Origin of the sequence: Dysgonomonas sp. HDW5B, assembly GCF_011299335.1 — a bacterium.
Lineage (GTDB): Bacteria > Bacteroidota > Bacteroidia > Bacteroidales > Dysgonomonadaceae > Dysgonomonas_A.
Genome location: NZ_CP049858.1, coordinates 2,830,325 through 2,842,898 on the forward strand (window position 1 = coordinate 2,830,325; position 12,574 = coordinate 2,842,898).

General features: G+C 40.0%; 9 protein-coding genes. All 9 read left to right on the forward strand.

Translation table 11 applies throughout. The features are described from left to right. The first annotated feature begins 1 nt into the window (after position 1). On the forward strand, positions 2 to 1,480 hold the full coding sequence (locus tag G7051_RS11610; protein ID WP_166200455.1) for a PepSY domain-containing protein: 1,479 nt from the start codon (positions 2 to 4) through the stop codon (positions 1,478 to 1,480). Beyond that, positions 1,477 to 2,943: a PepSY-associated TM helix domain-containing protein gene (locus G7051_RS11615; protein ID WP_166200457.1), complete on the forward strand. Its 1,467-nt coding sequence runs from the start codon at positions 1,477 to 1,479 to the stop codon at positions 2,941 to 2,943. Before G7051_RS11610 ends, G7051_RS11615 begins: the two co-directional genes overlap by 4 nt. A 98-nt stretch (positions 2,944 to 3,041) precedes the next feature. Further along, entirely contained in the window at positions 3,042 to 4,454 is a 1,413-nt protein-coding gene (gene cobJ, locus G7051_RS11620; RefSeq protein ID WP_166200459.1) for a precorrin-3B C(17)-methyltransferase, read from the forward strand. A 554-nt stretch (positions 4,455 to 5,008) separates the two neighbouring features. Then, on the forward strand, positions 5,009 to 6,202 hold the full coding sequence (gene cbiE, locus G7051_RS11625) for a precorrin-6y C5,15-methyltransferase (decarboxylating) subunit CbiE (protein ID WP_166200461.1): 1,194 nt from the start codon (positions 5,009 to 5,011) through the stop codon (positions 6,200 to 6,202). 13 nt (positions 6,203 to 6,215) lie between these two features. Continuing rightward, complete coding sequence (gene cobM, locus G7051_RS11630) at positions 6,216 to 8,036, forward strand: precorrin-4 C(11)-methyltransferase (protein ID WP_166200463.1); 1,821 nt, start codon at positions 6,216 to 6,218, stop codon at positions 8,034 to 8,036. Positions 8,037 to 8,103: 67 nt separating this feature from the next. Continuing rightward, on the forward strand, positions 8,104 to 9,141 hold the full coding sequence (locus G7051_RS11635) for an iron ABC transporter permease (RefSeq protein ID WP_166200465.1): 1,038 nt from the start codon (positions 8,104 to 8,106) through the stop codon (positions 9,139 to 9,141). Further along, on the forward strand, positions 9,125 to 10,168 hold the full coding sequence (locus G7051_RS11640) for an ABC transporter ATP-binding protein (protein WP_166200467.1): 1,044 nt from the start codon (positions 9,125 to 9,127) through the stop codon (positions 10,166 to 10,168). Before G7051_RS11635 ends, G7051_RS11640 begins: the two co-directional genes overlap by 17 nt. Then, complete coding sequence (locus G7051_RS11645; RefSeq protein WP_166200469.1) at positions 10,165 to 10,707, forward strand: NADPH-dependent FMN reductase; 543 nt, start codon at positions 10,165 to 10,167, stop codon at positions 10,705 to 10,707. Before G7051_RS11640 ends, G7051_RS11645 begins: the two co-directional genes overlap by 4 nt. Next, positions 10,704 to 12,524: a cobalt-precorrin-5B (C(1))-methyltransferase CbiD gene (gene cbiD, locus G7051_RS11650; protein ID WP_166200471.1), complete on the forward strand. Its 1,821-nt coding sequence runs from the start codon at positions 10,704 to 10,706 to the stop codon at positions 12,522 to 12,524. Before G7051_RS11645 ends, cbiD begins: the two co-directional genes overlap by 4 nt. Positions 12,525 to 12,574: the final 50 nt, after the last annotated feature.

Sequence of the window (12,574 nt, forward strand, 5' to 3'; positions counted from 1 at the left end):
TATGCTAAAAAGAATCATATATTCTATTCACAGGGTGCTGGGCACTTTTCTCAGTATCCTGTTTCTGGTTTGGTTTCTGTCGGGATTTGTGATGATCTATCACAACTTTCCGAGAGTAACGCCACAAGACCGCCACAGGACTACAGGTGTACTGTCTGCCGATATGCCCGAAATAGGAGAGGTGCTGAATCGTATCTATCCCGATACTTTGATTCAAAAAATCAACCTGAAAACAACAAGCTATGGGCAATCGGTTTTCGAAATATCAACCAAAGACAGCAGTTATAATCTGGTTGCCGATTCGAGTGAGTTTATCCGAAAAGTAAGCTATGCACAAATCGAAAATTATGCTCAGAAATGGTGTTCTGCCGATATTGTGAAAGTAGATACACTAAGTGAAGTAGATCAATGGATACCTTTCAATCGGTTGGCGAAAGATATGCCCATCTATAAATTTCACTTTGGAGATTCCGAAAAGCATCAGCTTTATATTTCGTCACGTACGGGAGAGGCTCTACAGTTTACCGATAAAAACAGCCGCTTTTGGGCATGGGTGGGAGCTATTCCTCATTGGGTATATTTTACTTCTCTGCGTCAGGACGGCGAACTATGGAATACTACAGTTATTTGGTTGTCGGGATTAGGATCTGTTATGTGCCTATTAGGATTTGGTTTGGGTATTTATATTCTTGTAAAGCAATATGGAAAGAAGAAAAAAACAGGCACTCCTTACCGAAAGTTTTCCTACAAATGGCATCATATCTTAGGCTTTGTTTTTGGAGTATTTGTCTTCACTTTTGTGTTTAGTGGAATGATGTCATTGGCAAGTATTCCCGATTGGGTAATTAAGGAGGGGAAGCCATCGGGCAGACGAGGAATGTTCGGCTCTTCATCCACGCTAAAACCACAAGCGTATCAATTAGATTATCGGGCAATCTTACTATACTATCCGCATGAGGTGAAAGGGATCGAGTGGACAGGCTTTGACAAAACTCCGATCTATAAAGTCGTAACTACCGATAGTACCTATGTGTTGGATGCTTCTGCAAATAATATAACGCCACTCCTTCTTACGGAGCAAGTTGTAAAAGATAAATATACGTCTCAACATAAAGAACCGATTACTGTGTCGGTAATGACCGAATACGATAACTATTATGTCGATCGTAAGAACAAATTGCCATTGCCCGTTTACAAAATAGATATAGATGATGCAGATAAAACGACTTATTATGTGAATCCTCAAACGGGAGATGTACGTTCATTCACTACAAAATCACGCATGCACAAATGGATGTATCAGGGATTGCATAGCTTCAATTTTAAATTTTTGGCAGAACATCCCATTCTGTGGAATATGGTTATGTGGGTAATTATGATCGGCGGAACATTGGTGTCGTTAAGCGGTGTCTTACTCAGTTATAAATACCTGCGACGAAAGTTTAAACGGTTGACAAGAAAAAATTGCAAAAAAGAATGATACGAAAATTTATATATTCCATCCACAGGGTATTGGGAGCAGTAGTTAGCCTACTGTTCCTAATGTGGTTTATAACAGGATTGGTTTTGGTGTACCATCCATTCCCTAATGTAACCCAAGAAGAAAAGAATCAGAGGCTCGAGATTTTGCCAGATTCTCTGCCCGATATTATGACTCTTGTAAACAAATTGCCGGAGGGCGTATCTGTTCGAAAAATGCAATTGAGCCAATTACAGGGGCAGACGCTACTATCCATATCTACTAAAGAAAACGAATATGTATTCAATGCCGATACTACCGAGAAAGTAAAGCCTTTAAACTATCAGGCAATCGAAAATATAGCCCAGAGGTGGAGTAATGCTCCTATCGAAAGAGTAGATACCCTCAATGAATTGGAGCAATGGATCATGTATAGCAAATACGAAAAGGAGCTACCGATCTATAAATTTTATTTTTCGGATGACGAGAAGCATCAATTGTATATATCCTCCCGAAGTGGCGAGGTACAGCAATTTACCGATAAAAATAGCCGCTTTTGGTCGTGGGTGGGTTTTATTCCCCATACCTTTTATATACCCGCACTTCGTAAGCATACACAAACGTGGATTCTTACCATCACCGTATTGGCTTCGCTGGGTTTGGTAATGTGTCTCGCAGGCGTGTATGTGGGCATAGATGCCTATTATAGAAGATATAAGCGAAAAGGAAAGTTCGAAAGTCCCTATCGAAAGCGTTGGTATTGGTGGCATCATGTAGTAGGTATGATCTTCGGAATATTTCTCCTCACTTGGGCGTTTAGTGGGGTGATGTCGTTGCGAAAAGTACCTCAATGGATGGTGAAAACGCATGAGGAATATAAAATTCCCATGAAAATAAAAGGTAAGAGAATATCACCCGATAAGTATCCGTTCGACTATAAATTATTGAAGCAAACGTACCCTGATTTAAAGCAGGTCGAATGGACTCACTTTCAAGGCATACCTATCTATGAGATTGTTGCAGGTAATCAGAAGTTATTTATAAATGCCTCATTCAATGAAGCCAAAGAATTATTCTTGCCTTCAGAAGCAATCGAAAAATTAATCCGTGCCATTCATGGAGATAGCGTTGCCTTTACCGTAAAACTGATAAATGAGTATGAGGATTATTATTTGCCCTGGAAGCGAGATTTAGGTTTACCTGCCTATAAAGTAGAAGTTTCCGATGCAGATAAGAGCCTCTATTATATCAATGCGAAAACGGGAGATTATAAATACCTCAATCAGAACCGAAAAGCCCGTAAATGGATGTTTCAGGCACTGCATTATTTCCATATCAAATGGTTGATGGACAGACCTGTTCTCTGGACTGTAGTTTTGTGGGCATTATCCATCGGTTGTATCATTGTTTCCGGTACAGGAGTCTGGTTGAGTTGGAAATTTTTCAGGCGAAAATGGAAGCACAATTGTAAAACAAAGTTGTAGAGGCGAACCTATGTGTTCGCCTAAAGATGACAGACACATAGGTCTGCCTCAATAACCCCCCAAATAGGTCATTAAAAACATTTTATATTTATTAGAATATGGCAAAAGGAAAAATCATAGTAGCCGGCATAGGTCCCGGATCAAAAGAAGATATTAGCCCCGCAGTACTCGAAGCAGTCAAAGTTTCGGATGTGATTGTGGGGTATAAATATTATTTTCAGTTTATCACCGATTTTGTAAAACCCGATGCACAATGTATAGATACGGGCATGAAGAAAGAACGCCAGCGAGCCGAAGAAGCATTTCGCTATGCAGAACAAGGCAATGCCGTTTGCGTAATCAGTTCGGGCGATTCGGGTATATATGGTATGGCTCCCCTCATCTATGAGATGAAAAAGGAAAAGCAAAGCGATATCGAAGTTGAAGTATTGCCCGGTATCAGTGCCTTTCAGAAAGCGGCAGCTATTTTGGGAGCACCCATCGGTCACGATTTCTGCATTATATCAATGTCCGATTTAATGACGCCTTGGGACAGAATCGAAAAGCGTATAATAGCAGCCTCATCAGCCGATTTTGTGACAGCTATTTATAACCCTAAAAGCAATGGCAGATACTGGCAATTATACCGATTGGTAGAATTGTTTCTCAAAGACCGTTCGCCCGATACACCGATTGGATATGTGCGTCAGGCAGGTCGTGACGAGCAGGAAGTGAAAGTTACTACACTCGGCGAATTTGACCCCGAAGACGTAGATATGTTTACGATTGTCATTATCGGTAATTCGCAGTCGTACCGTTTTCAGGAAGATAAAATAATCACGCCTCGAGGATATTATCGAGAAGATGAGGTCGAAGGAGCTAAAAGTCTGGGACAGGATATAATGATCCGCAGTTTCAGAACCATCGAAAGCGAATTGAAGAACAAGGATATACCACTCGATAAGAAATGGGCATTGCTTCATGCAACACATACTACTGCCGATTTTGATATGGAAGATGTTCTCTATACAGATGAAAATGCAGTAGCCAATCTCTACAAAGAATTTACCGAAGGAACCGTTCGAACCATTATCACCGATGTTACTATGGTCGTTTCGGGCATCCGCAAAGGGGCTTTGGAACGTATGGGCATAGAGGCGAAATGTTATCTGCATGACCCTCGTGTTGCCGAGCTGGCACAATCTAAAGGTATTACCCGTACACAAGCAGGAATTCGTTTGGCAGTAGAGGAATATCCGGATGCTTTGTATGCTTTTGGTAATGCTCCGACAGCCTTAATAGAGTTGTGCGAATTGGTACGTAAAGGCAAAGCAAATCCCATCGGCATTATTGCTGCACCCGTGGGGTTTGTGAATGTGCGTGAATCGAAACACATGACTAAACCATTTAAAAATATCTCGAAAATAATTATCGAAGGACGAAAAGGAGGCAGTAACTTAGCTGCAACACTAGTCAATTCAATTCTTACTTTTGATGATGCCGAGCAACTGAAACCAGGTAGGGATGTGTGAGTTATAGTTGATAATATGCGTTTTTTTAAATTATAGTTTTTACTACGCGCAATCAGAGATTGCTTGTATTTCTTTTGCCCAAAGCCGCAAAAGAAATCAAAAAGGCTTTGTGCCCCGTGGTTCGCCTGCCAGATTACACTTGTGAGCTAAACTAAACCTATTGCCTATCGGCATGTTTAGTTTTACACTCACTTCGCTGGTCTGACAACGGCTGCACCACTTATGCACCGAGGCTGACGCACACAAAACGGAATATCGTCCGTCAGGCGACCGACCTTGTCGATTGCACGGGGTACCCGCAGGACGAATGAAAGCTTAAGAAACAAAAGGATATCAGGCTCAAGCGTTTTCTTTTGTTTTAGCTTTCGAGTCCGTGGCGGGTCGGGCAAAAGGCACAGTCTTGATCTTTAGTTTCGTTTTGCATCAAGGCAAAATGAAGAACAAACCCATAAGGGTGCGTTAGTAAAATTGAACACTTAGTTTTAACCACTGATTTTGCCTGATGTATATAATAGTAGAGGCGAATAATTATTCGCCCGATAAATCAATCTAATATGAAATTTTACGTAATAGGTATAGATGATAATCAGCAACAATATTTCTCACCCGAAATAAAGGAGATGATAAGTACCCATACTGTTTTTTCGGGAGGAGCACGCCATCATGAAATTGCAGAACCATTTCTACCCAAAGAATATACTTGGGTTGACATTGTTGTCCCTTTGAAAAATGTATTTCAACAATACCAGTCGCATCATGAAATAGTTGTTTTTGCTTCAGGTGATCCTCTTTTCTTTGGATTTGCAAATACCATTCAGCGAGAAATGCCTAAGGCTGAAATTATATTATATCCATCTTTCAATTCATTGCAAATGCTAGCTCACCGATTGGTGTTGCCTTATCAGGATATGCATATTGTTTCGCTGACGGGGCGTCCTTGGTTGAAATTCGATCAGGCTTTAATTGAAGGACAGTCCAAAATTGGAGTGTTGACCGATAATAAGGAGCATATTCCATCGGCTATTGCTGAACGGATGCTTGAATATGGTTATGATAACTACATAATGCACATTGGAGAATTACTCGGTAATAAAGAAAAAGAGAAAGTCTCTACTTTAGAACTGAAAGATGTAGTAGGAAAGACTTTCCAATTTCCCAATAATCTGATCTTAATAAAAACAGAAACACGAAATCGCCCGTTTGGTATTCCCGAAAGTGATTTTCACTTATTAAACAGAAGAGCAAAAATGATAACCAAAATGCCTGTTCGATTGTTATCTATGAGTATGTTATCTATGAGAGATAAGTCTGTCTTCTGGGATGTAGGCTTTTGCACAGGATCAGTGTCTGTTGAAGCTAAAATGCAGTTTCCCCATCTCGAAATTTTTGCATTCGAGCAAAGAGAAGAGGGCAAAGAACTTATAGAAAACAATGCACGTAGATTTGGAACACCCGGAATAACATCATTTACAGGCGATTTTAGTCAAACTGATATATCCCGATTGCCGACTCCCGATGCCGTATTTATTGGTGGTCATGGCGGTAAAATGAATGAGATAGTAACGAAGCTCACCGAAGTTCTGAATCCAAAAGGAGTAATTGTATTCAATTCAGTATCGGACGAAAGCCGGAATCTGTTTTTGGAAGCAATCGAAAATAACGGTCTGAAATTGGAACAAAGTATAACAATTAAAATAGACGATTTCAATGCAATTGATGTAATGAAAGCAACAAAAGATCTCAATTAAATATAGCAAAGCAATGACAAAAACAGCCATCATACTAACCTCCGAAAGTAGTTTAAAGTTAGCACAAACCATAAAGAAAGATCTGCCGAATGCACGTATTTATACAAAGGCAGAGATTGAAGGTACAGTACAAATAGTATCAATCAATCAATGTGTAGAGGAGCTCTTTAATAAAGTAGGATCTCTTGTTTTTATCGGTGCAATGGGTATCTGTGTGAGAAGTATCGCACCCTATGTCGTAGATAAATATACCGATCCTGCCGTTGTAAATATCGACAGTACAGGTAAATACGTGGTATCCGTTCTTTCGGGGCATGTAGGCGGAGCCAATGATTTATCGAAGCAAATAGCTAATATTATAGGCGGTGAGGCGGTAATAACTACCCAAAGCGATAATACAAACCTTTGGGCATTAGATACTATCGGCAAGAAATATGAATGGGAGACTGTTACCAATGCAGCTAATTTAAATTATCCGTTGACTTCTTTTGTCAATAAAAAACCGACAGCTCTTTTACTCGATATTAAGGATGAGGGAACTACGTATCTTGAACGTACAGCTCCCGAACATGTTGACGTATATTACAAATACGAGGATATCGAAATACATAAATACGAATTGCTTATTGCTGTAACGCCTTTTCTTTATCCCGATGCAGGCATTCAGATAATCTATTATCATCCCAAAGTATTGCATTTAGGTGTCGGTTGCCGTAAAGATTGCGACCCAAAAGGCATTACCGATTACCTTTCTCTTGAAATAAAAGGATTGAATATTGCAATGTCTTCCATCAAAGATATTTCCTCAATAGATTTGAAAAAAGATGAGGCTTTGTTGAACGATATTCAGGCATATTTAAAAAACATTCCGGTCAATATCTATTCTGCGGATGAACTGAAAGATATAGAAGTACCCAACCCATCACAAAAGGTAAAAGAAGTAACTACAGTATCGAGCGTATCGGAAGCCACGGCAATCAAAAGTGCCAATGGAGGTTTACTTATCCTCGAAAAGCAAAAAGCAGTTTTAAGTCCTGGTAACGATTTTACTTTTGCCATTGCCATGGATAGAGAAGCTATGCGACAAGGGCATATTGAAATAGTAGGAGCAGGTCCGGGTGATCCCGATTTAATATCCGTAAAAGGACGTTACTTCTTGGAAGCTGCCGACTTGATTCTATATGCAGGAAGCCTTGTTCCTGTTGAGCTTACCTATTGTGCCAAACAAGGAGCGGTAGTAAGAAGTTCGGCTTCGATGGATTTGGAGGAGCAATTTTCAATCATGAAAGAGTTTTATGACAAAGGAAAATTAGTAGTTCGTCTGCATACCGGAGACCCATGTATTTACGGAGCTATACAAGAGCAGATGGCATTTTTTGATGAATATAAAATGTCGTATCATATTACTCCCGGCATATCTTCCTTTTTGGCTGCGGCTGCCGCTTTGGAATCGCAATTCACCATTCCCGAGAAAGTGCAGACTATTATATTGACTCGAGGGGAGGGGAGAACGCCCATGCCCGAAAAGGAAAAATTGCACTTGCTGGCTCAATCGCAAAGTACCATGTGTATATTCCTCAGTGCAACTATTGTAGATCAAGTTCAGGAAGAATTATTAGTACATTATCCACCTACAACACCCGTAGCGGCATGTTATAAGCTGACCTGGAAAGATGAGCGTATCTATCGGGGCGAGTTAAAGGATTTAGCAAAGATTATCAAAGAAAACAATCTGACCTTAACTACTATGATTGTTGTGGGTGAAGCAATCGGTAACCGTGAAGGCTTATCGAAATTGTACTCTAATCAGTTTAAACATTTATTTAGAAAGTAAGGTCTCAGACTTATTTAATTGTCTGTAATACAGTATTAAATATTTGTTGTTACCTATACCAAATAAAATGAACAAAAAGCATTTTACATCATTTACAATCATATTGGTTTCTATTGTGGTATTCTTTTTACTGAATCTCATACTGGGAACTATATCAATTCCCCTTCGTTCCATATGGAATATTATCTGGCATACGGGGGACGAGTCTGTTATTTGGCAAAACATTGTATGGAAATCACGTTTTCCACAAACCATAACCGCTTTATTCGCAGGAGCAGGATTAGCCATCAGCGGATTGCAAATGCAAACCGTATTCAGAAATCCGTTGGCAGGGCCTTCCGAATTGGGTATAAGTTCGGGGGCAAGCTTAGGTGTTGCTCTTATGATATTACTATCTGGAAGTTTGGGAGGTGTTGCCCTCAGCAAAGTCGGATTCTTTGGAGAGGTAGCCATTTCGTTTGCAGCCATTGTGGGTGCATTTGCGGTTATGGCGATTATTATAGCCATTTCGCAACGGATAAGAGGGAATGTAATTCTTCTGATTATCGGTGTGATGATAGGTTATATTGCAAGTGCCATAATAGGTGTACTTAAGTTTTTTAGTAACGATGAAGATGTACGGGCGTATGTTATCTGGGGGTTAGGTAGTTTCTCTAAAGTGTCAGGCGATCAGGTCTATACATTTGCAGGCATTATGCTTGTGTTGATACCCCTGTCTTTTCTTCTCATAAAAACACTTAATCTCATGCTATTGGGCGAAAGTTATGCACGTAATTTGGGATTAAATATCAAGCGGTCACGATTATTAGTAATTACTTGTTCGTGTGTTCTTACAGCCATTATTACCGCCTATTGCGGGCCCATTGTATTTTTAGGGCTGGCTGTACCACATTTGTGCAGAACCATATTTCAGACATCCGATCACCGCATACTTATGCCTGCTGTTACATTGGCAGGAGCTTCTCTATCATTATTTTGTAATCTGATTGCCCGTATGCCGGGTATGGAAGGTGCATTGCCCATCAACTCGGTAACGGCACTTATCGGTGCACCTATTGTGATTTCTGTATTATTCGGAAAAAGAAAAAATGAAATTAGTGAATAAACAACAAACCATAGAATTAAGAAACTTATCCATCGGTTATCTCACCAAGAATAACCGAAAGATAGTTGCATCGGATATCAATGCAGATATATTCAGTGGCGAACTTACCTGTCTATTAGGAGCAAACGGTATCGGAAAGTCAACTCTGCTTCGGACATTATCCGCATTTCAACCCAAACTCGGCGGACAAATATATATCGAAGGAAAAGAAATAGAAACGTATTCAGAGAAACAACTCTCCACATTGATAGGAGTCGTACTTACCGAAAAGTGCGATATCAAAAACATGACGGCTCGCGAACTAATAGGTTTAGGTAGAAGCCCCTATACAGGCTTTTGGGGAACACTCAGCGATACAGATAAGACAATTGTGGACAAAGCCATAGCGATGGTGAAGATCGAAGACCTTGCCTCCCGAATGGTACATACGCTAAGCGATGGCGAACGTCAAAAAGTAATGATTGCAAAAGCATTGGCACAAGAAACTCCAATTATCTTTTTGGACGAACCAACCGCATTTCTTGATTTTCCGAGTAAAGTAGAGATTATGCAACTGCTTCATCGATTATCACGTCAAACTAATAAAACCATATTCTTATCGACTCACGATTTAGAACTGGCACTTCAGATTGCTGATAAAATATGGTTGATCGACAAACAATCGGGCATCAATATAGGCACTCCCGAAGACCTTTCGTTGAGCGGACACCTTACCTCTTTCTTTGCCCGAAAGGGAATTATATTTGATGAGGAAACAGGCTTATTTCGAATCGAAAACACATATACCAAACAGATTAAATTGACAGGACATGGGCAAATGTACTCTATGGTTCGAAAAGCCCTGCTCCGCAACGGCATATTAGCTACCCGAAATATAGAATCGGAAGATTATATAGAGGTCTGCAATAATGAAAATAAAGAAGGGCCGGAAATCAGGATATATCAATTAGATAAAGAGCCTATATTTGTTTATAGCATCGAGCATTTGTTAGAAACAGTATCTCATAAAGAAAGTATAGAGCCATGACGCAAAAGAAAAACATTCTTACTATTTGTGGTAGCACAAGAAAAGAATCTGCCAACCTTCAACTTCTCAAAATGATTTCGGACATTACATCTGATATTTACAAAATATCCATTTTCGACGGGATAGCCGAATTACCGCATTTTAATCCTGATTTGGACAATGAGAATCCTCCGAAAAAAATAGCGGAGTTCCGAGATAAAATATCAAACTCCGACGGAGTAATTATTTGCACACCCGAATATGTATTCAGCATACCGGGGAGTTTGAAAAATGCCATAGAATGGTGTGTTTCAACAACCCTTTTTTCGAATAAACCGATAGGGATAATCACAGCTTCGGCATCGGGAGACAAAGGGCACGAAGAATTACAGTTGATAATGAAAACGTTGGAATGTCGATTTGATGAAAATACCGCTATACTGATCAAAGCCGTCAAAGGAAAGATTCACAAAGACAGAGGTATTATAGACAATGAAACTTTAGAAAAAATACAAACTTTTCTGAAATCATTTGACCAGCAATTAAAATCAGATACATGATACTTATATTAGGAGGAACAACTGAAGGACGCCATGCAGTAACCGTGTGCGATGAAGCATCAAAATCTTATTATTATTCGACCAAAGGCGAATCGCAGGAGATTGTTTGTGCAAATGGTACTCGTCTGACAGGAGCATTAGATGAAAATGCGATGGAAGCTATTTGTATAGAAAAGAACATTCGCCTTTTGGTAGATGCTGCCCATCCGTTTGCGGTTGTTCTTCATCAGACAATTGCTAAAGTATCCGAGAAATTGAATATCCCCGTTGTTCGTTACGAAAGAAGCTATCCCGAACACGATGAAGATATTATTTGGTGCGATTCGTATGACGATGCTATTAATTACCTCGAAAGACATAACATAGATAATCTTCTGGCATTAACAGGAGTAAATACCCTTGTGAAGTTAAAACCCTATTGGCAATCACATAATTGCTGGTTCAGAATATTAGATAGGGAAGAATCAAGAGCATTGGTTGATGAAGTACAATTTCCATTCGAAAAGATTATTTATTATCAGCAGGGAGAAGACGATACGCCTCTATTCGAGAAGCTACAACCCGAAGCAATAATAACCAAAGAAAGTGGTGAATCGGGAGGCTTCAACGAGAAAGTAAAGGCTGCCCGAGAATTAAATATCCCTGTTTTAGCAGTAAAACGTCCGCCCTTATCTCTCCATTTTATTCCTGTACATGGCGAAAATGGATTGCGGAAAATGATAGAAAAGTTAGTTCCTGATTTTTTCGAGTTAAGAACGGGATATACTACGGGAACTTGTGCAACGGCAGCCACAAAAGCTGCTCTTACAGCATTATTAACAGGTAATCCATTGGGTGAAATAAGCATTACTCTACCTAGTGGCGAATGGATATACATACCTATCGAAGCAACTACTTTTGGAGATAACGAAGTAACTTGTACCGTGATTAAAGACGCAGGAGACGACCCCGATGTAACCAATAAGCAGGAAATAACATCGACAGTACGATTAAATACGGAAAAAAGAGGTGTACATTTTCTACAGGGAAAAGGAGTTGGTGTTGTAACTCTACTCGGTTTAGGATTGGAGATAGGAGTCCCTGCCATCAACGCAACACCTCGAAAGATGATAAAGCGGGAAGTATTCAAAGTACTTCGTCACAATCAATATAAACTGCCCGATCATAGTATTCGTATCGGTGTAGATGTAACTATTGCGGTTCCCAATGGTGAAGAGATAGCCAAGCGGACATTCAATCCTAAATTAGGAATCATCGGAGGAATATCTATTATAGGGACTTCGGGAGTCGTAAAACCTTTTTCTTCGGATGCTTTCATTCGATCCATACGCAGAGAGATGGGGGTAACCAAAGCCCTCTATTGCGAGCGTGTAGTAATCAATTCGGGAGCGAAGAGCGAAAAATTCGTGAAGCAGCTGTATCCCGAATTACCCAGTCAGGCTTTTATCCATTATGGAAACTTTATTGGTGAAACTATAAAAATTGCTGCCGATCTGGGTTTCAAATACGTAACGATGGGCATTATGCTCGGAAAAGCCGTAAAGCTTGCCGAAGGCTCATTGGATACGCACAGCAAAAAAGTGGTGATGAATAAAGAATTTCTTTCGGATATAGCCGTGCAGGCTGGTTGCTCAGACTCAACCATCGAAGCCATGCAGAATATTACTTTAGCACGTCAATTATGGGAAATTATCCCCGAGACTAAATTCTTCTCGTTGATTATACAAAAATGCCACGAGGTATGTGCCCCACTTCTGCCCGATGGTGAGCTGACTGTTTTTCTGATTGACGAGGAGGGCAAAGTCATCAAAGAATAAACTCGATTATGAAATATATGGTAAAAGAACGACTTTTGTCGGAAAACCAA